The 21,020-nt window shown below is 73.8% G+C and carries 21 protein-coding genes; 13 read left to right on the top strand and 8 right to left on the bottom strand.

All coding sequences use genetic code 11. The features are described from left to right. Nucleotides 1-17: 17 nt before the first annotated feature. The 8 genes from ACH5HR_RS08470 to ACH5HR_RS08435 all read left to right on the top strand — a co-directional run bounded on the left by ACH5HR_RS08470 (nucleotide 18) and on the right by ACH5HR_RS08435 (nucleotide 5,907). Complete coding sequence (locus ACH5HR_RS08470) at nucleotides 18-560, top strand: hypothetical protein (protein ID WP_416477361.1); 543 nt, start codon at nucleotides 18-20, stop codon at nucleotides 558-560. Beyond that, nucleotides 557-799: an acyl-CoA carboxylase epsilon subunit gene (locus tag ACH5HR_RS08465; protein WP_402376073.1), complete on the top strand. Its 243-nt coding sequence runs from the start codon at nucleotides 557-559 to the stop codon at nucleotides 797-799. The genes ACH5HR_RS08470 and ACH5HR_RS08465 overlap by 4 nt, the downstream gene beginning before the upstream one ends. Beyond that, complete coding sequence (locus ACH5HR_RS08460; protein ID WP_416477359.1) at nucleotides 775-1,356, top strand: hypothetical protein; 582 nt, start codon at nucleotides 775-777, stop codon at nucleotides 1,354-1,356. Before ACH5HR_RS08465 ends, ACH5HR_RS08460 begins: the two co-directional genes overlap by 25 nt. Beyond that, nucleotides 1,353-2,012, top strand: coding sequence for a phosphoribosylglycinamide formyltransferase (purN, locus tag ACH5HR_RS08455; protein ID WP_416477357.1), 660 nt, complete (start codon nucleotides 1,353-1,355; stop codon nucleotides 2,010-2,012). Before ACH5HR_RS08460 ends, purN begins: the two co-directional genes overlap by 4 nt. Before the next feature lie 127 nt (nucleotides 2,013-2,139). Then, nucleotides 2,140-2,361, top strand: a complete 222-nt coding sequence (locus tag ACH5HR_RS08450; RefSeq protein ID WP_416477355.1) for a DUF6458 family protein — start codon at nucleotides 2,140-2,142, stop codon at nucleotides 2,359-2,361. A 117-nt stretch (nucleotides 2,362-2,478) separates the two neighbouring features. After that, entirely contained in the window at nucleotides 2,479-4,260 is a 1,782-nt protein-coding gene (locus tag ACH5HR_RS08445; RefSeq protein WP_416477353.1) for a DUF885 domain-containing protein, read from the top strand. 1 nt (nucleotide 4,261) lies between these two features. Continuing rightward, nucleotides 4,262-5,185 carry an AEC family transporter gene (locus tag ACH5HR_RS08440; RefSeq protein ID WP_416477352.1) on the top strand — a complete coding sequence of 308 codons (924 nt, stop codon included), beginning with the start codon at nucleotides 4,262-4,264 and terminating at the stop codon, nucleotides 5,183-5,185. A gap of 89 nt (nucleotides 5,186-5,274) precedes the next feature. After that, nucleotides 5,275-5,907 (top strand): YitT family protein, encoded by a 633-nt coding sequence (locus ACH5HR_RS08435; RefSeq protein WP_402376061.1) that lies wholly within the window; start codon nucleotides 5,275-5,277, stop codon nucleotides 5,905-5,907. 19 nt (nucleotides 5,908-5,926) lie between these two features. On the opposite strand, the gene ACH5HR_RS08430 is transcribed toward ACH5HR_RS08435, so the two are convergent. Next, nucleotides 5,927-7,195 carry a CE1 family esterase gene (locus tag ACH5HR_RS08430; RefSeq protein ID WP_416477350.1) on the bottom strand — a complete coding sequence of 423 codons (1,269 nt, stop codon included), beginning with the start codon at nucleotides 7,193-7,195 and terminating at the stop codon, nucleotides 5,927-5,929. A gap of 163 nt (nucleotides 7,196-7,358) precedes the next feature. On the opposite strand from ACH5HR_RS08430, the gene ACH5HR_RS08425 reads away from it, so the two are divergent. The 3 genes from ACH5HR_RS08425 (at nucleotide 7,359) to ACH5HR_RS08415 (ending at nucleotide 10,480) form a co-directional block, all read left to right on the top strand. Further along, nucleotides 7,359-8,003, top strand: a complete 645-nt coding sequence (locus tag ACH5HR_RS08425; protein ID WP_402376056.1) for a Maf family protein — start codon at nucleotides 7,359-7,361, stop codon at nucleotides 8,001-8,003. A 159-nt stretch (nucleotides 8,004-8,162) separates the two neighbouring features. After that, on the top strand, nucleotides 8,163-9,950 hold the full coding sequence (locus tag ACH5HR_RS08420) for an acetyl/propionyl/methylcrotonyl-CoA carboxylase subunit alpha (protein WP_416477348.1): 1,788 nt from the start codon (nucleotides 8,163-8,165) through the stop codon (nucleotides 9,948-9,950). Between the two features lie 5 nt (nucleotides 9,951-9,955). Further along, the gene (locus ACH5HR_RS08415) at nucleotides 9,956-10,480 is read left to right on the top strand and encodes an NUDIX domain-containing protein (protein ID WP_416477346.1); all 525 of its coding nucleotides are present in this window, start codon (nucleotides 9,956-9,958) and stop codon (nucleotides 10,478-10,480) included. Between the two features lie 12 nt (nucleotides 10,481-10,492). On the opposite strand, the gene ACH5HR_RS08410 is transcribed toward ACH5HR_RS08415, so the two are convergent. Further along, on the bottom strand, nucleotides 10,493-11,953 hold the full coding sequence (locus ACH5HR_RS08410) for an NAD(P)H-quinone dehydrogenase (protein WP_416477345.1): 1,461 nt from the start codon (nucleotides 11,951-11,953) through the stop codon (nucleotides 10,493-10,495). Nucleotides 11,954-12,000: 47 nt separating this feature from the next. Here ACH5HR_RS08410 and ACH5HR_RS08405 point away from each other — a divergent pair, with 47 nt between their 5' ends. After that, on the top strand, nucleotides 12,001-12,852 hold the full coding sequence (locus ACH5HR_RS08405; RefSeq protein WP_416477343.1) for a purine-nucleoside phosphorylase: 852 nt from the start codon (nucleotides 12,001-12,003) through the stop codon (nucleotides 12,850-12,852). A gap of 10 nt (nucleotides 12,853-12,862) precedes the next feature. After that, nucleotides 12,863-14,629: a phospho-sugar mutase gene (locus tag ACH5HR_RS08400; protein WP_416477341.1), complete on the top strand. Its 1,767-nt coding sequence runs from the start codon at nucleotides 12,863-12,865 to the stop codon at nucleotides 14,627-14,629. Between the two features lie 18 nt (nucleotides 14,630-14,647). On the opposite strand, the gene ACH5HR_RS08395 is transcribed toward ACH5HR_RS08400, so the two are convergent. The 6 genes from ACH5HR_RS08395 to ACH5HR_RS08370 all read right to left on the bottom strand — a co-directional run bounded on the left by ACH5HR_RS08395 (nucleotide 14,648) and on the right by ACH5HR_RS08370 (nucleotide 21,008). Beyond that, a complete protein-coding gene (locus ACH5HR_RS08395; RefSeq protein ID WP_402376041.1) occupies nucleotides 14,648-15,463 on the bottom strand; it encodes a siderophore-interacting protein in 816 nt (271 codons plus the stop codon). A 27-nt stretch (nucleotides 15,464-15,490) separates the two neighbouring features. After that, nucleotides 15,491-17,218 (bottom strand): hypothetical protein, encoded by a 1,728-nt coding sequence (locus ACH5HR_RS08390; protein ID WP_416477339.1) that lies wholly within the window; start codon nucleotides 17,216-17,218, stop codon nucleotides 15,491-15,493. Further along, complete coding sequence (locus ACH5HR_RS08385; protein ID WP_416477337.1) at nucleotides 17,215-17,877, bottom strand: ABC transporter ATP-binding protein; 663 nt, start codon at nucleotides 17,875-17,877, stop codon at nucleotides 17,215-17,217. The genes ACH5HR_RS08390 and ACH5HR_RS08385 overlap by 4 nt, the downstream gene beginning before the upstream one ends. Nucleotides 17,878-17,959: 82 nt before the next feature. Continuing rightward, complete coding sequence (locus ACH5HR_RS08380; protein ID WP_402376032.1) at nucleotides 17,960-19,132, bottom strand: epoxide hydrolase family protein; 1,173 nt, start codon at nucleotides 19,130-19,132, stop codon at nucleotides 17,960-17,962. Between the two features lie 44 nt (nucleotides 19,133-19,176). Further along, nucleotides 19,177-19,917 carry a deoxyribose-phosphate aldolase gene (deoC, locus tag ACH5HR_RS08375; RefSeq protein WP_416477334.1) on the bottom strand — a complete coding sequence of 247 codons (741 nt, stop codon included), beginning with the start codon at nucleotides 19,915-19,917 and terminating at the stop codon, nucleotides 19,177-19,179. Next, nucleotides 19,914-21,008, bottom strand: coding sequence for an adenosine deaminase (locus ACH5HR_RS08370; protein ID WP_416477332.1), 1,095 nt, complete (start codon nucleotides 21,006-21,008; stop codon nucleotides 19,914-19,916). Before ACH5HR_RS08370 ends, deoC begins: the two co-directional genes overlap by 4 nt. Nucleotides 21,009-21,020: the final 12 nt, after the last annotated feature.

Genomic DNA, 21,020 nt, shown 5'->3' with positions numbered 1-21,020 from the left:
TCTGAGAAGATCGACCGATGAGCCACGAGGACGCCACCCACGGCCCGGCCCCGCTGGGAGACGTGGACGCCGAGCCGATGCACCGCGCCGTGGAGGCGCTGACGGCCGCGCTGCACCAGTACGTGGACACCGCCGTCGGCGTCCGGGCGGAGTTCGGTGCGTCCGAGGCGGACGACGACCCGCGCATCCTCGCGCTGGAGAACCGCGTCGGCACGCTCAACGCGGCGGTGTTCGACCAGCTGCACGACGCGCTCGGGATGCACCCGGACCTGACGACGTCCGTCTGGGAGCCCGGTCCGGACGCGGAGCACACCGAGACCGACGAGGACCTGCCGGAGGGCACGGTCCCCGCCGAGGCGTTCTACCTCGGTTTCGTGGTGGCGGACCCGCCCGCCGGCGCGTCGATGACGCTCGACGGCGTCATCGAGCTGTTGGACGAGGCCGGCCAGGAGGCTGCGTCCCGCCTCGTGACCGGCGGGTACCACGTGCTGGAGTGGGCGGCGTCGCGCGGCCTCGCGCCCGCGTTCGGCGACGACCCCGACGACGAGGAGGACGAGTGAACGCCCAGTTCCGTGTGGTGCGCGGTGAGCCCGACGACGTCGAGGTGGCCGCGCTGGTGGCGGGCCTCGCCGCCGTGTCGGCCGACGGTGACGAGCCCGACGACGTCGCACCGGTCGACGAGTGGACCAACCACGTCCGCACGCTGCGCGGCAACGGCGCCGGCGCGACCGCCCGGAGCTTCGGCGGCCGCGCGGGCCGGCACAATGCCGACGCGTGGCGCTGGAGCCTGCGCTCGTGAGCGTCGTCTGGCAGCAGGTGGACGCACCGGAGGACGTCGAGGTGCCGCTCGGCGACGTGCCCGGACCGGAGCGCCCCGGTGTGGTCCGCCGGTGGCTGTGGCTGCCGGCCCTGGTCGCCACGGTCGCCGTGTACGTGGCCCAGCGGCTCGTGGAGAACCCGTCGGGCGAGCTCGAGATGTGGCTGATGCTCGCCCTGATGGCCGCGCTGGCCGTCACCGCCGTGGCGGCCCTGGTCCGCTACCGCGACGACCAGCGGTTCGCGCAGGAGGACCGGTCCGCCGCTGCCCTGCAGTCCGACGCACGCGCCGTGACCGGCTCGGTCACCGTCTCGACCCGCGAGCTGAAGGACGGCACGATGCTGCGCGGCCTGCTCACCTACCCACGTGGCGACGAGACGGCGGAGGACACCTGGTCGCTGCTGCGGGCCGACGGTGACGCCCCCGGCCCGCGACCCGACGACCCGGTCGCCGTCTGGTGGGCGCCGGGCTCGGACACCGTCGTCGTCCGCTACCACCGCGGCTGGGCCGACGACGTCCGTCGCTCGCAGCATCCGTGAGCGGCGACGCCATCCGACCTCGCGGCCGGTTCGCTGTCCTCGGCTCAGGCGGCGGCACGACGGCTTCCCGCCTGCTCGATGCCGTCGACGACGGCACGATCCACGCGGACGTCGCCATCGTGGTCGGCAACAACAGCCGGTCCGGGATCCTCACCCGTGCACGCGACCGCGGTGTCAGGACCCTTCACCTCAGTGGCAGGACCCACCCGGGACCGGACGTGCTGGATGCCGCGATGCTGGACGCCCTCGACGCAGCCGGGGCCGACCTCGTCGTGCTTGCCGGGTACATGAAGCGGCTCGGTCCGCGGGTCCTGGAACGGTTCGAGGGCGCGGTCGTCAACACTCATCCAGCGTTGCTACCTGCCTACGGCGGCCACGGGATGTACGGCGACCGGGTGCACGCAGCCGTCCTGGCAGACGGCGCGACGCGAACCGGCGCGACGGTCCACCAAGTCACCGCGGAGTATGACGAGGGACCGATCGTCGCCCAACGGGAGGTCGAGGTCCGGCCGGACGACGACATCGAGCAGCTGCGTGCCCGCGTGCAGGCAGCAGAGAAGAGCCTCCTCGTCGACGTGGTAGCTGCCTGGTTCGCCGACGCTGCGACTCCAGCGGGCGACGTAGCGGAAGATCAGGCATCGGAGGTTCATGCGTGAGTCCCCGCTACACGACCGGACGGTGACGCTCGTTCTCCTCCTCCGCGCCGCACGTGCGTGACCAGGCGTTCTTGGCGATGATCGAGGGGACGCGGGCGTCCCGTCGCCCGGGATTGGAGGCACGCTGATGGGTATCGGAAGCGGCATCTTCCTCATCGTGGTGGGGGCGATCCTCGCCTTCGCGATCGCGCCGGACACGTGGGAGGTCGTCAATCTCAACGTCGTCGGCTACATCTGCATCGCCGCAGGTGTCCTCGCGCTGATCCTGGGGCTCGTCTACAACAGGCAGCGCTCGCACACGAGCCACCGGGTCGAGCGGTACGACGACCGCACGCCCCCGCCGGTCTGACGGTCTCCGAGCCACCGCGAGCGTCTCTGTCCGTCCCGTATCAGCGGTCCATGAGGGCCGGACAGAGACGCTCGTGGCGAGGTAACCGGTTGCTGGCGCTGAGATAGCCTCGGGCGGGTGACCCACGACACGCCTGCCACCACCAGCGCCACGACCACCGGCGCGACCACCGGCGACCACCCCGGCACCGCCCGGCCCCGCACCCCGCTCGACGACGTCGCCGACGCGTACGTCCGCGACGTCGCGGCGCTGCGGCCCAACGCCGCCACGATGATGGGGCTGCCCGGCCACGACCACGAGCTCCCCGACCTCTCCCCCGCCGGCCACGACGCCCGCGCCGACGTCGACCGTGCGCTCCTGCGCCGCCTCGACGAGCTCGAGGCCTCGGGCGCCGCACCGGTGGACGACGTCGACCGGGTCACCCTCGCCGCGATGCGCGAGCGCGTGGGGCTCGCCGTCGAGCAGCACGAGGCCGGCGACCCGCAGTCGTCGCTGAACAACATCGAATCCCCGGTGCAGCAGCTCCGCGACCTGTTCGACGTGGTCCCCACCGGCACCGTCGAGGCGTGGGAGAACATCGCCGCGCGGCTCGACGGAATCCCGCAGGCCCTCGCCGGGTACACCGAGTCCTTGACCTGGAGCGCGGAGCGCGGCCGGGTCGCCGCGATCCGGCAGGTGCGAGCCGCCGCCGCGCAGGCCCGCGAGCTGGCGGGCGACAGCTCCACGTTCACGGCGCTCGTGCGGAGCGAGCAGGCCGGCCTCGTGCTCGACGAGTCCTCCGCCTGCAGCCTGGTGCGTGCCGAGCTCGAGCGCGGTGCCACGGCGGCTCGCCAGGCGTACGGCGAGCTCGCCGACTTCCTCGAACGCGAGCTCGCTCCCCGCGCTCCGCACGCCGACGCCGTCGGCCGCGAGGCCTACACGCGCCACTCGCGAGAGTTTCTCGGCGCGACGGTGGACCTCGACGAGACCTACGAGTGGGGGCTCGAGGAGCTGGCTCGGATCGTGGCCGAGCAGGAGGAGCTGGCCCGCACCATCGCCGGCCCCGACGCCACCGTGGCCGACGCCGTCGCCGCCCTCGACGCCGACCCGGCACGCCGGCTCGTGGGCAGCCGTGCCCTCCGGGCCTGGATGCAGGAGTGCGCGGACGAGGCCGTCGCGGACCTCGCCGGGACGCACTTCGAGATCGAGGGACCGGTCCGCACCATCGAGTGCATGATCGCCCCGACCCAGACCGGCGGCATCTACTACACCCCGCCCAGCGACGACTTCTCCCGGCCGGGCCGCATGTGGTGGTCCGTGCCCCCGGGCGTCACGGAGTTCAACACGTGGCGGGAGAAGACGACGGTTTACCACGAGGGCGTCCCGGGGCACCACCTGCAGTGCGCGGCCGCCGTCGCCGCCCGCGACACGCTCAACTCCTGGCGCCGCCTGGCCTGCTGGGTGTCCGGGCACGGCGAGGGCTGGGCGCTGTACGCCGAGCGGCTGATGGCCGACCTCGGCTATCTCGACGACGCCGGCGACCGGTTCGGCATGCTGGACGCCCAGCGGCTGCGCGCGGCCCGCGTCGTGCTCGACATCGGCGTCCACCTCGGCAAGGACCTCCCGGCCGCCTGGGGCGGGACCGGCGAGACCTGGGATGCAGAGAACGCCTGGCGGTTCCTGCGGGCGAACGTCAACATGCCCGAGGAGTTCGTCCGGTTCGAGCTGGACCGCTACCTCGGCTGGCCCGGCCAGGCGCCGTCGTACAAGGTGGGGCAGCGGCTGTGGGAGCAGGCGCGCGACGAGGCCCGTGCGGCCGCGGCCGCACAGGGCGAGGAGCTCGATCTGCGCGCGTTCCACGCCCGCGCGCTCGGGCTCGGTTCGGTCGGGCTGGACGTGCTGCGCGAGGCGCTCGCCTGACGTGCAGGGCATCCTCACCGGCTTCGCGATCATCGGCGTCGTCATCGCCGCCGGGTACGTCGCCGGGAGGCTCCGGCTCGGCGGCCCGGAGGCGGGGACGACGCTCAACCGGATCGGCTTCTTCGTCGCCAGCCCTGCCCTGCTGTTCACGGTCGTGGCGGACGCCGACCTCGGCGCCCTGCTCGGCGCGCCGCTGCTGGTCCAGGCGATCGCCGGCGCCAGCGCCGCGGCGGTCTTCGTCGCGGTCAACCTGCTGTGGCTGAGGCTGCGCGTGCCCGAGGCCACGATCGGCGCGCTCGGTGCCGGCTACGTCAACGCCGGCAACATCGGTCTTCCCGTGGCCCTCTACGTGCTCGGCGACGCCACCGCGGTGGTGCCGGTCATCGGCCTGCAGCTGCTGATCGTCTCGCCGCTGGTGCTGCTCCTGCTGGACTCCAGCACCAGCGAGAACCGTGTCTCGCTGGGCTTCGTGCTCAGCCAGCCCGTGCGCAACCCCATCATCCTCGGCGCGCTGGCGGGCGGCGCCGTGTCCCTGACCGGTGCCCGCGTGCCGGACGTGGTCTTCGCCCCGCTGGAGATCCTCGGCGGTGCAGCGATCCCGATGATCCTGCTCGCCTTCGGGATGTCGTTGCACGGCTCGAGGCCGTTGCGCGGCCAGGAGGGACGCGCGGCGGTGGTCGTCGCGGCAGCGCTCAAGGCGGTGGTGATGCCGGCCGTCGCGTTCGTCGTGGCGCGCTACGGGTTCGGGCTCGACGACGACGCGGTGGTCTCCGCGGTCACGCTCGCCGCGCTGCCCGCGGCGCAGAACATCTTCAACTACGCGGCACGCTTCCGGCGCGGCGAGGTGCTCGCCCGGGACACGATCCTGGTGACGACGCTCGCGTCGCCCGTCGTCCTGCTGGTCGCCGCGGCGCTGCTGACGTAGCAGCCGCGTCGACGTGTGAACATAGGCACGCCGTCGCACCACCACCCCCGGTCGACGGCGCCACCCGCCCCGACCCCGGAGGGATCTCGATGAGCACCGCACCCCGTCAGTCCGACCTCAAGCCGGAGGGCGTCAGGCACAGCCTCCTGGAGGACGCCCTCGGCCTCCTCACCGGGACGTTCGTGGTGTCGCTGGGGCTGTTCCTGCTCCAGTCCGTCGGGGCGGTCACCGGGGGCACGGCCGGGCTGTCGCTGCTCGTGAGCTATGCCGTCGACCTCCCGTTCGGTTGGCTCTTCGCGCTGGTGAACCTGCCGTTCTTCGCCCTGGCGATCTGGAAGAAGGGGTGGGACTTCACGCTCCGCACCGGCCTCTCGATCGCGCTGGTGTCGCTGTTCAGCTCCCTGCAGGCCGCGATGTTCGGCACGATCGACGTCCCGACCCTCTTCGGCGTGCTCGGCGGCAACGTGCTGGCCGGGGTGGGCCTGCTCATCGTGTTCCGGCACCGCTCCAGCATCGGCGGGTTCAACATCGTCGCGCTCGTCGCGCAGGAACGGCTCGGCTGGCGCGCCGGGTACGTGCAGATGGCCCTCGACACCGCCGTGGTGCTGCTGGCCCTCACCGTCGTCGAACCGCTCACCGTGCTGGTCTCCGCCGTCGGCGCCGCGCTGCTCAACCTCGTGCTCGCCCTGAACCACCGGCCGGGCCGGTACATGGGCTACTGAGAGCGCGGCGCCGTCGGCGTCAGGAGCTCGAGCAGGTCAGGTCCGGGGTGGTCGGCTCGCCGCTGGCGAGGAAGCCGAACGTCGCCGTGCCCCCCGCAGGGAGCTGGCCGTTCCACGACGCGTTGCGGACGACGACGGTCCCGCCCTGTGTGGTCACCTCGCCGTTCCACACCTGGTCGACGCTTCCGGACGGCTCCCAGCTGACGCTCCAGGACGACGTCGGCGCGTCGGCTCGGACCGTGACCTCGCCCTGGTACCCACCCGACCAGGAGTTCGCGGTGCTGTACGTCGCCGTGCAGTCCTCACCAGGCGTGGGGTCCGGGTCCGGCGTGGGGTCCGGGTCCGGCGTGGGGTCCGGGTCCGGCGTCGGGTCCGGGTCCGGCGACTCGGAGCCCAGGGCCGTGAAGAACTCCCAGATCTCGCCCGGCACCCAGGACTGCGCCTGCCCCTGGTCGCGCGCGTCCCACATGTGCCCGCTGTCCGAGGCGATCCACACCACCGGGTAGCCGTCGTCGCACGAGTAGGTGGTCTTGACGTGGGTACCGCTGCCCGGGGCAGGCTCGGGCGCGTTCTGCGCCTGGCACCCGTTGGTCTGCAGGGCGCGGTCACGCAGCTGGCGGCCCTGGGAGATGTTCAGGACGTCGTCGACGACCCCGTGCGAGCCGAGGTAGGCGATCGGCTCGGACCCGCCGGCGCACCCGGACAGCTGCGCGCCGTTGAGCACCGCCACCCCGCGGAACACGTCGGCGCGCGCGCACGCCAGCGCGTTGCTCATGCCGCCGCCGTAGCTGAAGCCGGTGGCGAACCGCTGGGAGGTGTCGATGCACAGTGCCGACTCGACGGTGCTCAGCACGTCGTCGATGAACGCGACGTCCTGGCCACCCGAGTTGGGCCACGCGTTGTCGATGCCCTGCGGCGCGACGAACACGGTGCTGTCGCCGGCCTGCGGCTCGAGACCGTAGTAGCGCTGATTCTCCACGTCCGCCGAGGTCCCGTGCCACCAGTGCAGCCCCACCACGAGGCGGTGAGCCCGGTCCGGGTCGTACCCGTCCGGCACGTCGAGGCGGAACGAGCGGGCCTGCCCGCCGCTGTTGATGGTGTGGTTCCCCGTGGTGAGGCCTGCGGGCTGACCGCAACCCTCGGTCGCGGCCTGTGCGGCGCTCGTCTGCTGCGCCGTGGTGCTCGGCGACGTCGCCGAGACGGGTGCGTAGGCTCCGCCGAGGACGAGCAGTGCCGCCGCGGACGACAGCAGCGCCCGACGGCCTCGGGTCCTGATGGGTTGTCGCATGATGACGCTCCCTCCGGTGGGGTCCTCGGCGACGCTGCCGGGACGGTGACGCGGGGCCGGTGCCAGCCTGGTCCGCGCCACCCGAATGTAACGTTAAACGCACGCGCCGAAAGGGCATGAAACGGTTCGGGCGACGTCCTGGCGGTCGACTAGGCTCCCTGACGTGCCGCACCTCGTCCTCGCCTCGAAGTCCCCCGCCCGCCTCGCCACCCTGCGTGCCGCGGGCATCGACCCCGGCGTCGACGTCTCACACGTCGACGAGGACGCCGTGCTGGCCGCCGCGCGCGGACGCTTCGACGACCTCGGCCCCGCCGACGCCGTGCTGGTCCTCGCGCAGGCCAAGGCCGAGGAGGTCGCCGCGCGCACCGAGGGCGCGCTCGTGCTCGGCTGCGACTCGATGCTCGAGATCGACGGCGAGATCGTCGGCAAGCCCGGCACCCCCGAGATCGCCCGCGAGCGCTGGCGGCGCATGCGCGGCCGCTCCGGCGTGCTGCACAGCGGGCACTGGGTCGTCGACTGCCGGGCGGACGACGACGGCGGCACGGCGGCCACGCTCGGCGGCTCCTCGTCGACGACGGTCTACTTCGCCGACCTCGACGACGCCGAGATCGACGCCTACGTGGCGACCGGCGAACCGCTGCAGGTGGCCGGGGCCTTCACGATCGACGGGCTCGGCGGTCCGTACGTCGAACGGATCGAGGGTGACCACCACGGGGTGGTGGGTGTGAGCCTGCCGCTGCTGCGCGAGCTCCTCGCCGAGATCGACGTGCCCTTCCATCTGCTGCGAGCGCAGCACGGCCCTTCCTGACGAAACCGCCAACGCGCCCTGTGCACCCGGCACGATCGGCCCACGGTCCATGTGGGATGTGTACAAACGCCTTCGATCCGCGTTGGCACCCGGCACAGACTTCCCCGGCCGGGCCGCACGGAGTGGCGGAGCGGGGACCTCGGCACGTTACCGTGAGCCGTGCCCACCATCACGAAGGTCCTCGTCGCCAACCGCGGTGAGATCGCTGTCCGCATCGCCCGCGCCTGCGCCGACGCAGGCATCACCTCCGTCGCCGTCTACGCCGACACCGACCGTCGGGCACTGCACGTGCAGCTCGCGGACGAGGCCTTCGCCCTCGACGGCACCCGCGCCGCGGACACCTACCTGAGCGCGGACAAGCTGCTCGACGTCGCCCGCCGGTCAGGAGCGGACGCCGTCCACCCGGGGTACGGGTTCCTGTCCGAGAACGCCGGCTTCGCCCAGGCGGTGATCGACGCCGGGCTGGTGTGGATCGGCCCGCCGCCCGCGGCCATCGAGTCCCTCGGCGACAAGGTGAGCGCGCGGCACATCGCGCAGCGCGCCGGCGCCCCGCTGGTCCCGGGCACCAAGGACCCTGTCGAGAGCGCCGCCGACGTCCGCGAGTTCGCCGCGGAGCACGGCCTGCCCATCGCCATCAAGGCGGCCTACGGGGGTGGCGGGCGCGGCCTGAAGGTGGCCCGGTCGCACGAGGAGATCGACGAGCTGTACGACTCCGCGGTGCGTGAGGCCGTCGCGGCGTTCGGTCGCGGCGAGTGCTTCGTGGAGCGCTACCTCGACAGGCCCCGGCACGTCGAGACGCAGTGCCTGGCGGACTCGCACGGCAACGTCGTGGTGGTCTCCACGCGTGACTGCTCGCTGCAGCGCCGGCACCAGAAGCTCGTCGAGGAGGCGCCCGCACCGTTCCTGACGGCGGAGCAGGAGGCGGAGCTCGACCGCGCCTCGCGCGCCATCCTCACCGAGGCTGGCTACGTCGGCGCGGGGACCTGCGAGTTCCTGGTCGGCACGGACGGCACCCTGTCCTTCCTCGAGGTCAACACCCGCCTGCAGGTGGAGCACCCCGTCACCGAGGAGGTCACCGGGATCGACCTCGTGCGCGAGCAGCTGCGGATCGCCGCGGGCGAAGAGCTCGGCTACGACGTCGCCACCGTGCGGGGGCACTCTCTCGAGTTCCGTATCAACGGCGAGGACCCGGCCGCCGGGTTCCTGCCCGCACCGGGCACCGTGACCACGCTGCGCTGGCCGTCCGGCCCGGGCGTTCGCGTCGACACGGGGGTCGTCGAGGGCGACACCGTCTCCGGCCTGTTCGACTCGATGATCGCCAAGCTGATCGTCACCGGCGCCACCCGGGCCCAGGCGGTGGAACGCGCCCGCCGCGCCCTGCGCGAGCTCGAGGTCGCCGGGATCCCCACGGTCGTCCCGTTCCACCGCGCCGTGCTGGAGTCCGAGGACTTCGTGCCCCGGGAGGCCGACACCCCGTTCCGCGTGCACACCCGCTGGATCGAGACCGACTTCGCCGACGCCGTCGCGGCCCTCGGGCCCTCCGACCCGCCGATGGCCGAGGCGGCGACCGAGGGGCCGGAGGAGCCTCCGGAGCGGGTGGTCGTCGAGGTCGGCGGGCGCCGGCTCGAGGTGGTCCTCCCGGCCGGGCTCGGCATGGGCCGCGCCGGTGGCACCGGCAAGGCCGCTCGCCGTCCTGCCCGCCGCGCAGCCCGGGGCGGCAGCGGGGGCGCGAGCGGCACCACGCTGGCCTCACCCATGCAGGGCACCATCGTCAAGGTGGCTGTCGCCGAGGGCGACGAGGTCGTCGAGGGCGATCTCGTCGTCGTGCTCGAGGCGATGAAGATGGAGCAGCCGATCACCGCCCATCGGGCAGGGACCATCAAGAGCCTGAGCCTCGCCGCCGGCGCCGGCGTCTCCGCCGGTTCCGCCATCTGCGAGATCGCCTGATCGACGTGTCCGGCGGCGCGCACCACCGGCACCCCGGCGACGGCTGGGTGCAGTGCGGGGACCACCGCCACTGGGGCCTGCACGGCGCAGCGGGGCTGTTCCTGGTGCGCCGGGCCGTCCCTGCCCCCGACTGCACGCCCGGACCCGTGACCGACGTCGTCCTGCAGCACCGTGCCGCGTGGTCGCACCACGGCGGGACGTGGGGCATCCCGGGTGGGGCCGTCTCCCCCGACGAGACGCCGACCCAGGGGGCGCTGCGCGAGGCCGCCGAGGAGGCGGGCATCGATCCCGCCTCCGTGCGGGTGACCGCCGAGCACGTGCTCGACCACGGCGTGTGGACCTACACCACGGTGCTCGGCGAGACCGTCTCCGGAGAACGCACGCCCGTCGAGGCCACGGACCCGGAGAGCATCGAGGTGCGCTGGGTGCCGGTCGGCGAGGTCGCCGGCCTTCCCCTGCACCCGGGCTTCGCCGACGCCCTGCCGCACCTCGCGCGCCTGCTCGACACGGACCGGCAGCGCCGGCCCTGACCCGCTGAGCGCTCAGCGCGGGGTGAGCTGGCCGTGCAGCACGCGTGCCGTCTCGCTGATCGTCCCCGACAGCGACGGGTAGATGGTGAACGTCTCGGCGACGTCGTCCACCGTGAGCCGGTGCGTGACCGCGAGCGTCACCGGGAAGATGAGCTCGCTCGCCCGCGGGCCGACGACGACGCCGCCCAGGACGGCGCCCGCCTCCGGGTGGGCGAACAGCTTGACGAAGCCGTCGTGGACGCCGTGCATCTTGGCCCGCGGGTTGCGGGCGAGCGGCAGCGTCGTGGTCACGTAGCGCGAGCCCTGCGAGCGCAGCTCCTCCTCCGAGTAGCCGACCGTCGCGATCTCCGGCGCCGTGAAGATGTTCGCCGCGACCTTGCCCAGGTGCAGCGGGGCGACGGCGTCGCCCAGCGCGTGCGCCATCGCGAGGCGGCCCTGCATGGCGGCGACCGACGCCAGCGGCAGCACACCGGTGCAGTCGCCGGCCGCATAGACGCCGCGCACCGACGTGCGCGAGACGCGGTCGACCTGGATGTGCCCGGAGTCCTTCAGGAGCACGCCGGCCTCCTCGAGGCCCAGACCCGTGGTGTTGGGGACGCCGCCGACGGCGATCAGCACGTGGGAGCCCTCGACCACGCGGCCGTCGGAGAGGGTGACGGCGACGCCGTCAGTGGTGCGCTCGGCGGCCGCGGCCCGCGAACGTGACATGACCGTCATCCCGCGGCTGCGGAAGACGCCCTCGAGCAGCTCGGCGGCGTCCTCGTCCTCACCGGGGAGCACGCGGTCGCGCGAGGACACCAGGACGACCTCGGAGCCGAGCGCGAGGTAGGCACCGGCGAACTCCGCCCCGGTGACGCCGGAGCCGACCACGATGAGCTTCTCGGGCAGCTCCGCGAGGTTGTACAGCTGCGTCCAGGTGAGGATGCGCTCGCCGTCGGGCTCCGCGGTGGGCAGGGTACGCGGCGTGGCGCCGGTGGCGAGCAGCACGATGTCCGCGTCGAGCGTGACCTCGGGTCCGCCGTCGGACGGCGCGACGGCGACCCTGCTGGGTCCGTCCAGGCGGCCGCTGCCGTCCATGATCCTGACCCCCTCGCGGTCCATGCGCGCCCGGATGTCGGCGGACTGCGCCGCGGCGAGGGCCAGCACGCGCTTGTTGACGGCCTGGAGGTCCACGAGAGCGCGCCGTGCGTCCGGGTCGTCGCCCGGCGTCACGCTGCCGCCGGTCCGGATGCCGAGCTCGGGCGCGGACTCCGCGATGGTCAGCCACTCGGCCGTGGCGATGAGCGTCTTGGAGGGGACGACGTCGGTCAGGACCGTCGCGCCGCCCATGCCCGAGCGCTCGACGACGGTGACGTCGGCCCCCGTGCGGCGGGCGACCAGGGCCGCCTCGTAGCCTCCCGGGCCGCCGCCGATGACGACGACGCCGTGGTTGGGTCCGGCAAGGATGCTGTTCTCTGCAGGCACGGGTGCCATTGTGTCAGCACCGGCGGGCCCCTGCGGGCAGAGATAGTCTCGGGTCCATGAGCACCACACCTGCTACGACGCCGGACCTCGATGACCCGGGGACCGATCCGTTCGACGTCGCGCGCGCTGCCGCCGACCACATCGCCGAGGCCACCGGGGTCGCCGGGCACGACGTCGCCCTCGTCCTCGGCTCCGGCTGGGGCGGCGCGGCCGAGCTGGTCGGCGACGTGGTCGCCGAGCTGCCGACGCACGAGATCCCGGGCTTCGCCCGCGCCGCGGTGGTGGGCCACGCCTCCACGACGCGCTCGATCCGCGTCGAGCGGCCCGACGGTTCGACCCGGCACGCGCTCGTCATCGGCGGCCGCACCCACCTGTACGAGGGTCGTGGTGTCCGGCGGGTGGTGCACGGTGTGCGCACGGCGGCGGCGACCGGCTGCGAGTCGGTGGTCCTGACGAACGGGTGCGGCGGCCTGCACATGGCGTGGCGCCCCGGGCAGCCGGTGCTCCTGCGCGACCACCTCAACCTGACCGCGACGTCGCCGCTCGAGGGCGCGACGTTCGTCGACCTCACCGACCTGTACTCCCCGCGCCTGCGCGAGCTGGCGCAGGGCGTGGACCCGGAGCTGCCCGAGGGCGTGTACGCCCAGTTCCCCGGACCGCACTACGAGACCCCCGCCGAGGTGCGGATGGCCGGCATCATGGGCGCCGACCTGGTCGGCATGTCGACCACCCTCGAGGCGATCGCGGCGCGGCACGCCGGCATGGACGTGCTCGGCATCTCCCTCGTGACGAACCTCGCGGCCGGGATCTCCCCGCAGCCGCTCTCCCACGAGGAGGTCCTCGAGGCGGGCCAGGCCGCAGGCCCCCGGATCAGCGACCTGCTCGCGAACATCGTCAAGGCGCTGTGAGGAGGGCGTGATGACCGAATCGACGGACATGCTGCTGGACCGCGTCGAGGAATGGATGCGCCACGACGTCGACGACACCGACGTCGCCGAGCTGACCCGGCTCGTCGAGCACGCGACGGCCGACGACGGCGCACGGCACCCGACGGCGCTCGCCGAGCTGCGCGACCGCTTCGCCGGCACGCTGCAGTTCGGGACGGCCGGGCTGCGGGGCGCGATGGCCGCCGGACCGAACCGGATGAACCGGTCCGTGGTGATCGCCGCGGCGGCCGGGCTGGCCGCCTACCTCGCCGACGTGCTCGGTCCGGGCGCGGGGCCGCGCGTCGTCGTGGGCCACGACGCCCGCCACCGGTCGCAGGACTTCGCCCACGACACCGCTGCCGTCCTCTCCGCGGCCGGCGCCGAGGTGCTGCTGCTGCCCGGCCCGCTGCCCACCCCGGTGCTCGCCTTCGCGGTGCGGCACCTGTCCGCCGACGCGGGCGTGATGGTGACCGCGAGCCACAACCCCGCCGCCGACAACGGCTACAAGGTGTACCTCGGCGGGCGGGTCGTCACCGACGCGGGGCAGGGTGCGCAGATCGTCCCGCCCCACGACGCGTCGATCGCGGAGCGGATCGCCGCCGTCGGGCAGCCGGACGAGGTCCCCCGGGCCGAGGACGGCTGGACCCTGCTGGACCACGACGTCGTGGACGCCTACCTCGCCTCGGTGCGGGGCGTCACGACGCCCGACCCCGTGGCCGCGGACGCGCTCCGCGTCGTCACGACGTCGCTGCACGGCGTCGGCGGCCGCACCCTGGCCCGCGCCCTCGCCGACGCGGGATTCAGCCAGGTCGTGCCCGTCGAGGAGCAGTCGTTCCCGAACCCTGACTTCCCCTCGGTGTCGTTCCCCAACCCGGAGGAGCCCGGGGCCATGGACATGGCGCTCGGGCTGGCCGTCGACACCGGTGCCGACCTGGTGATCGCCAACGACCCGGACGCCGACCGGTGCGCCGTCGCGGTGCTCGACGTCACCCAGGGGACGCACCTGGGCGTGGAGACGGCGCGCTCGAGCGGCTGGCGCATGCTGCACGGCGACGAGGTGGGGGCGCTGCTCGGCGCGGAGGCCGTGCGGCGTGCCTCCGGCAGCGTCGACGCCACGGTCGCGTGCTCGGTGGTCTCCTCCCGGCTGCTGGGCCGCCTGGCCGAGGACGCCGGCGTCGCGCACGCGACGACCCTGACCGGGTTCAAGTGGATCTCCCGCACGCCCGGCCTGGTGTTCGGCTACGAGGAGGCGCTCGGCTACTGCGTCGACCCGGCGCACGTGCGTGACAAGGACGGCATCAGCGCCGCCGTCGTCGTGGCGACCCTCGCGGCCCGGCTCAAGGCGTCCGGACGGACGCTGGTCGACGCGCTCGACGACATCGCCCGCGCGCACGGGCTCTACGTCACCGACCAGCTCGCCGCGCGGTTCGACGACCTGGCGCAGATCCCCGGGACGATGTCCCGCCTCCGCTCCGCCCCACCGTCGTCGCTGGGCGGCTCGTCGGTGCGCACGGTCGTGGACCTGTCCGACGGCTACGAGGGGTTGCCGCCCACGGACGGCATCCTGCTGCTGGCCGAGGACCGCACGCGGGTGATCGTGCGACCGTCGGGCACCGAGCCCAAGGTCAAGTGCTACCTCGAGGTGGTCGCGGACGTCGCACCGGACGCGTCCGCGTACGACGTCGGCAAGGCCCGGGTCGCGGCGCACGAGCGGCTCGACGCCCTCCAGCGCGAGATGGCGTCCGTCCTCGGGCTCTGAGGGTGCCGCCGCGCCTCGTCAGCGAGGCGCGGCGAGCTCGGCGTCGTCCTGCGCCACCTCGGCCTTCCACCGTGGCTTCGCGGCCCGCCACGCCTCGTCGTCGTGCCCGCGGCGCCAGTACCCGGAGGCGGACAGCCGGTCCTTGTCAACGCCCAGCTCGGCACGGACCCAGCGGCGCAGCTCTCGCACGACCGAGGCCTCGCCGTGCAGGAACGCGTGCGGCACACCGGTGGGCAGCCGGCCGGCCGCGTGCGCTGCACGCACCGTGTCGGTCAGCTCGGCCGCGCCACGGTGGACCCACGTGAGCCGCAGGTCCGCGTCCGTGACGATCTGCTGCTCGTCGGCCGGACCGGGGACCTCGACGAAGGCGTGCGCGACGGCTCCCGGCGGCAGCGACTCCACGGCCGCCGCGATCGCCGGCAGCGCGGCGTCGTCCCCGACGAACAGGTGCCAGGGCGCCTCCGGGTCCGGGGCGTAGCCGCCGCCCGGGCCGAGGAACGTCACCGGGTCTCCGGGTCGAGCCCGGGCGGCCCAGGGGCCGGCGAGCCCTTCGTCCCCGTGCACCACGAAGTCCACGTCCCACTCGCCGGCGCGGACGGCCCGGACGGTGTAGGTGCGCACCACGGGACGGGATCCGGGCGTCGAGGGCTCGCCGACCACGAGCTTGAGGTACAGGTCGGTCACCGCGGGCCGGTCGATCGCGTCGAGTGCGTCCCCGGCGAACGTGAGGCGGACCATGTGCGGTGTGAGCCAACGCACGGCCGAGACGGTCGCGTGGTGCGGGGTGCGCCGCCCGGCCGGCGGGCCGTCCGGGCGCTGGGTCGCTGCAGTCATCAGAGGTAAGCCTAACCTCCTTCGCGGTCAGGTCCGCGCGAGGCGTCGCACGGTGGACCGCACGAACCAGGCGGCCGAGAGCACGATCACCACGGCGACGGCGAGCAGCGCTCCGGTGCCCGCCCCCGCCCCGCGGTACGCCGACCACGCGAGAGCGACGACCATCAGCCACCCCCGCACGAACCACGCTGCGACGATCAGCGTGGAGGCGTCACCACCACCCGGCACGCTCACCGGCGTGAACAGCTCGGTCGGGACGGTCGTCGCGCCCGCGACCCAGCACCGCACGGCGAGCACCAGCACACCCGTGGTCACCGCGACCACGACCGCCGTGGCGCCGTCGTCGGGCAGGCCGGCGAGACCGACGGGGACCGCGAGCGCCAGGCCGGCCCCGACCGCGACGACGCCGAGCGCCGTCGGCACCACCAGATGTGCCGCCACGAGGCGGCCGACGCCGCCGGGCAGCAACCCGCCCGGCCTGGCCTGGGAGGCCATGTCCCGCAGGCCGGACGCCCAGGACGACGTCGCCGCGTACAGCACGGCCGCTCCCAGGACGACGCCGAAGGCAGACCCGGGGCCTTCCGGCGACGGGATGCTCACCAGGACCAGCAGCGTGCCGCCCGTCCCCGCCACCAGCGAGCCGAGGACGGTCCACGCCCGCCGGCGCAGCCCCAGCAGGTCCCGCGCCACCACGGGCGCCCGGTACAGCAGCGGGGGCCAGAGCGTCCGGCGGCGGCCGTGCAGCCGCACCGGGCCCAGCAGGTCGGTCAGGCCGCCCGCCTCCCCGCCGATCAGGGCCTGGGACGTCGCGACCGTGTTGCGCTGGGCCGCCGCGGTCGCGTCGACGTCCATCTCGGTGGGCAGCACACGCACCGTCAACCACACGGCGAGGAGCGCCGCCACACCGGCGACACCCAGCAGGCCCGGTCCGGGCACCGTCGCCAGCGAGCACGCGACCCCGGTCGCCGCGGGATCCGCGCAGACCTGCCCGACGGCGGTACGCACCTGCGGGGCGACGACCTCCAGCACCGGTGCGAGAACTCCCAGGCCGAGCAGCACTCCTGCAGCCCGCCGCGCCGCCGTGCGCCAGCGCGGCGCCTGGGCCGCCACGCCCAGCATCAGCGGGACCTGGACGGCGAACCCCGCCAGCAGTGCCCAACCCGCCACGTCCGCAGGGCCGACGCCGTCGGCGGGCACCACGCCCGCACCCCCGGCGAGGCCCAGCGCGCCCGCCGCGAGAGCGGACCCCCCGAACGCCGCGACGACCGCCGCGCCGACGGCGAGCAGCACGACCCGCCGCCAGAGCACCGCCACCGGCGGGAACTGACCGGCGAGCACGAACGTCGCCTCGGACGGGCTGGTCCACAGCGGTCCGCCGGCGCGGGCGGCGTTGACCGCCAGGAGTGCGAGGACACCGCCGACGCACAGCCCGACCACCACCAGGCCGTCGAACGAGCTCGAGCTCCACCGCTCGGCCGCCACGGCACCCTCGCCGCCGCCCGCACCGCCGAGCGGGACGCCCACGACGGACAGCGCCGCCCACAGCATCGGTCCGTAGACCAGGGCCAGGAGGACGACGCCGTAGACGAGATAGACGCGGTCGCCCGGGTCCGCGCCGGACGCGGCCGCGCGAGCCAGCGCAGAGCGGCGGCGCAGCCGGCCCAGCCAGCGCCGCCACGGCGTGTAGAGCACGCGCGCAGGGCCCGCGTCGTCCGGGTCCGCGCTGCCCGTCCCGGTGCCTGCAGGAGCGCTCATCGCTGCCCTGGCTCGGCGAGCTCGACCACCTGACCGCGGGCCGCGACGTCGTCGCGCAGCCCGCTGTCGTGGGTCGCGACGAGGACGGTCCGTCCGGCGTCGAGGGCACGCCCGACGAGACGGCGTGCCACGGTGCGCCACCGGGCGTCGAGACGCTGCTCGGGCTCGTCGAGCAGCACGAGCCGCGCGGGCCGGTAGAGCGTGGTGGCCAGCGCGAACAGCTGGCGCTCCCCCGACGACAGCTCGGACGGGAACTGGTCGCGCACACGGTCCAGCTCGGCCTCGGCCAACGTCTCGGCGACGTCGGCCAGCGTGTGCCTCCCCGCCCAGGCGGAGCTGACCAGCCGCAGGTGCTCCGCCACCGTCAGGTCGCGGTAGGTGGGCAGACCGCCCATGAGCAGCGTGACGTCCTCGCGCCGGCGCAGCCGGGCACGCGCCGCCGTCAGCCCGAGGGTGCGCACGCTGCCCGACGTCGGTTCGTCCGCCCCGGCGACGAGCCCCAGCAACGTGGACTTGCCGCTCCCGTTGGCCCCCACGACGGCGGCGGCCTGGCCCGCGTGCAGCGTCAGGGACGTCGGGGCGAGCACCTGCACGCTGCCGTGCGTCCGCGTCGCCTCACGCACCTCGACGAGCGGTTCATCTGTGTCGGCGCTGGTCATGGCGCCGACGCTAGGTCGTGTCCCCCGAATCTTCGGTGAGGCGCGCGGCGGGCCGTCCGGCACAGCCTCGCGGTGACCTGCATCACGGCCTCTGCCCCTCGCTTCGAGCGGCGGCCAGCACGGCGGCAAGGCCGTGCTGCAGGTCCCTCACGAAGTATTCCGGCACCTCCAAGGAGGGAAAGTGGCCCCCGGACTCGGGCAGGTTCCAGCGGACGATCTGTCGATACCGCTCCTGGGCCCATGCTCGCGGGGTGCGGGACTCGACGTCACCGGGGTACAGGGTGATGGCTGACGGGACGTCCACCCGGAGGTCCGGGTCGAGCGAGTGAGGGCTCTCGGCGTAGATGCGTGCGGCCGACGCACCGGTGCGCGTCAGCCAGTAGAGCGTGACGTCGTCGAGAATCCTGTCGCGGGAGATCGTCTCGAACGGGCTGTCCTCGGTGTCCGACCACTCGGCGAACTTGTCGACGAGCCACGCGAGGAGCCCGACCGGTGAGTCGACGAGCGAGTAGCCGATGGTCTGGGGCCTGGTCGCCTGCTGCTTCGCGTACGCCCTGTGGTTCTGCCAGAAGTCTCGTGCCTCCTCGACCGTCGTGCGCTCGACTGCCGTCAGAGACTCCGTCGTCATCCCCGGCGGTGCCGGCGCGAACGTGGTGTGGATGCCGAGGACGTGCTGCGGGAAGCTGCCGCCGAGGATGGTCGTGACGTTTCCTCCCCAGTCACCGCCGTGCGCGACGAATCGGTCGTATCCCAGCCTCCCCATCAGCTCCACCCAGGCGGCTGCGATCTTCTCGACCCCCCACCCGGCCGTGCTCGGCCTGTCGCTGTAGCCGAACCCCGGGAGCGACGGGGCCACGACGTGGAACGCCGGTGCGCCGGCATCCTGCGGGTCCGCCAGCTCGTCGACCACGTCGACGAACTCGGCGACGCTGCCCGGCCAGCCGTGCGTCATGATCAGCGGGGTGGCATCGGCGCGCGCGGACCGACGGTGCAGGAAGTGGATGCCCAGCCCGTCGACGGTCGTGCGGAACTGACCGATCCGGTCGAGGCGCGCCTCGAAGGCCCGCCAGTCGTACCCGGTGCGCCAGTAGTCCACGAGGTCGACGAGGTCGGCGAGCGGAACGCCCTGCTCCCAGCGCCGAGGGCCGGGCGCGGAGCGCACGACGGTCTCGGGCTCCGGCAGCCGCGCCGTCGTCAGTCGCGCGCGCAGGTCCTCGAGCTCCGCGTCGGGCGCGTGCGCTTCGAAGACGTGCACGTCGTCGGCTGATCGGACCACAAGACCCCCTGGTGTCTCGGCAGTCAGTAGCCGCCGTCGGTCGCGGACGCCTCGTCGGCGGCCGCGGCCCCGTCAGCGACCTCGTCGAAGCCCGCCAGGACGGCCGCCGTGCCGGACAGCCCCAGGCGGGTGGCGCCCGCGGCGATCATCGCCTGGGCGTCGGCGAGCGTGCGCACCCCGCCGGAGGCCTTGATCCCCAGCCGGCCGCCCACCGTTCGTGCCATCAGCTCCACGGCATGCACCGAGGCGCCGCCCGTGGCGTGGAATCCCGTGGACGTCTTGACGAAGTCGGCGCCCGCGGCCTCCGCGGCCCGGCACACCTCGACGATCTCGTCGTCGCTCAGCGCGGCGGACTCGATGATGACCTTGAGGACCTTGTCGGCCGGCACGGCGGCGCGCACCGCCGCCACGTCGGCCTGCACCAGGTCGAAGCCGCCGGCCTTGGCGACGCCGACGTCGATGACCATGTCGACCTCGTCGGCGCCGTCGAGCACCGACCGCGCGGCCTCCGCCGCCTTGATGTCGCTCGCGTGCTTCCCCGACGGGAAACCGCAGACCGTCGCCACCGCGAGCCGCCCGGCCGCCGCCTCGACGGCGTGCGCCACGAACGTGGGCGACACGCACACGGAGAAGACCCCGAGCCCGGCGCCCTCCTCGACGAGCGCCGTGACGTCGGCCGAGGTCGCCTCGGGCTTGAGGAGCGTGTGGTCGACGTACCGGGCCAGCTCGGCCCTGGTCGTCGGCGTCGGGTGGTCGGCGTTCATCGGAGGGCCCCCTCGATCTTCTGGTACCCCGGCAGGATCAGCTCGTCGACGAGCTCGCGGCGCTCGTCGTGGTGCATGAACGCGCTCCACGCCGCGGTGATGGTCACGTCGGCCAGGTCGTCGATGGTCCAGCCGGCCTCCGCGACGAGCCGGCGCATCTCGTGGGACATCGAGGTCTGCGACATCAGGCGGTTGTCGGTGTTGAGCGTGACCGCGAAGTCGAGCTCCTTGAGCCGCGTGATCGGATGCTCGGCGATCGACGTCGCCGCCCCGGTCTGCAGGTTGGACACCGGGCAGACCTCGAGGGCGATCTGGTGGTCGCGGACCCAGTGCGCCAGCTCCCCGAGCTCCGCCGTCCCGGAGCCGTGGTCGAACGTGATGTCGTCCGCGATGCGCACGCCGTGGCCGAGCCGGTCCGCCTGGCCGAGGTGCACGGCCTGACCGATCGAGTCCAGCCCGGCCGCCTCACCGGCGTGGATCGTCGTGGGGAAGTTGTGCTCCGCCAGGAACCGCCACACCTCGACGTGGCGGTCCGGCGGGAACCCGTCCTCCGGCCCGGCGATGTCGAAACCGACGGAGCCGGCCCCGCGGTAGGCCACCGCCAGCTCGGCGATCTCGATCCACCGGTCGGTGTGCCGCATCGCGGTGACGAGCTGGCCCACGCGGATCGTCCGTCCGGCGGCCGCGGCCTCGCGCACGCCCTCGTCGATCCCGGCCTGCACGGCCTCGACCGTCTCGGGCAGGCTCATCCCCCGCTGCAGGTGCTGCTCCGGTGCCCACCGCTGCTCGGCGTAGACGACGCCGTCGGCCGCCAGGTCGACGACCGCCTCGCGTGCCACGCGGGCGAGGGACTCCGGGGTCTGCATGACCGCGATCGTGTGGTCGAACGTCTCCAGGTAGCGCGGCAGCGAACCCGAGTCGGCCGCGTCGCGGAACCAGGCGCCGAGCGACGCGGCGTCGTCGGCCGGCAGCTCGTGGCCCACCTCGGCCGCCAGCTCGAGCACCGTCTGCGGGCGCAGGCCACCGTCGAGGTGATCGTGGAGGAGGACCTTCGGCAGGTCGGGGATCGCGTCGTGGAGCGCTTGCGTCATGCCCCCCAACCT

The organism is Isoptericola maris (assembly GCF_048065335.1).
Lineage (GTDB): Bacteria > Actinomycetota > Actinomycetes > Actinomycetales > Cellulomonadaceae > Isoptericola > Isoptericola rhizosphaerae.
The sequence above is the reverse complement of the archived record's forward strand: the minus strand, read 5'-3'. Positions and strand labels throughout refer to the sequence as shown.

Coding starts and splice junctions, on each gene's coding strand:
- ACH5HR_RS08470 (WP_416477361.1), top strand. CDS start 18: ATGAGCCACGAGGACGCCACCCACGGCCCGGCCCCGCTGGGAGACGTG.
- ACH5HR_RS08450 (WP_416477355.1), top strand. CDS start 2,140: ATGGGTATCGGAAGCGGCATCTTCCTCATCGTGGTGGGGGCGATCCTC.
- ACH5HR_RS08435 (WP_402376061.1), top strand. CDS start 5,275: ATGAGCACCGCACCCCGTCAGTCCGACCTCAAGCCGGAGGGCGTCAGG.
- ACH5HR_RS08430 (WP_416477350.1), bottom strand. CDS start 7,195: ATGCGACAACCCATCAGGACCCGAGGCCGTCGGGCGCTGCTGTCGTCC.
- ACH5HR_RS08410 (WP_416477345.1), bottom strand. CDS start 11,953: ATGGCACCCGTGCCTGCAGAGAACAGCATCCTTGCCGGACCCAACCAC.
- ACH5HR_RS08405 (WP_416477343.1), top strand. CDS start 12,001: ATGAGCACCACACCTGCTACGACGCCGGACCTCGATGACCCGGGGACC.
- ACH5HR_RS08400 (WP_416477341.1), top strand. CDS start 12,863: ATGACCGAATCGACGGACATGCTGCTGGACCGCGTCGAGGAATGGATG.
- ACH5HR_RS08395 (WP_402376041.1), bottom strand. CDS start 15,463: ATGACTGCAGCGACCCAGCGCCCGGACGGCCCGCCGGCCGGGCGGCGC.
- ACH5HR_RS08390 (WP_416477339.1), bottom strand. CDS start 17,218: ATGAGCGCTCCTGCAGGCACCGGGACGGGCAGCGCGGACCCGGACGAC.
- ACH5HR_RS08385 (WP_416477337.1), bottom strand. CDS start 17,877: ATGACCAGCGCCGACACAGATGAACCGCTCGTCGAGGTGCGTGAGGCG.
- deoC (WP_416477334.1), bottom strand. CDS start 19,917: ATGAACGCCGACCACCCGACGCCGACGACCAGGGCCGAGCTGGCCCGG.
- ACH5HR_RS08370 (WP_416477332.1), bottom strand. CDS start 21,008: ATGACGCAAGCGCTCCACGACGCGATCCCCGACCTGCCGAAGGTCCTC.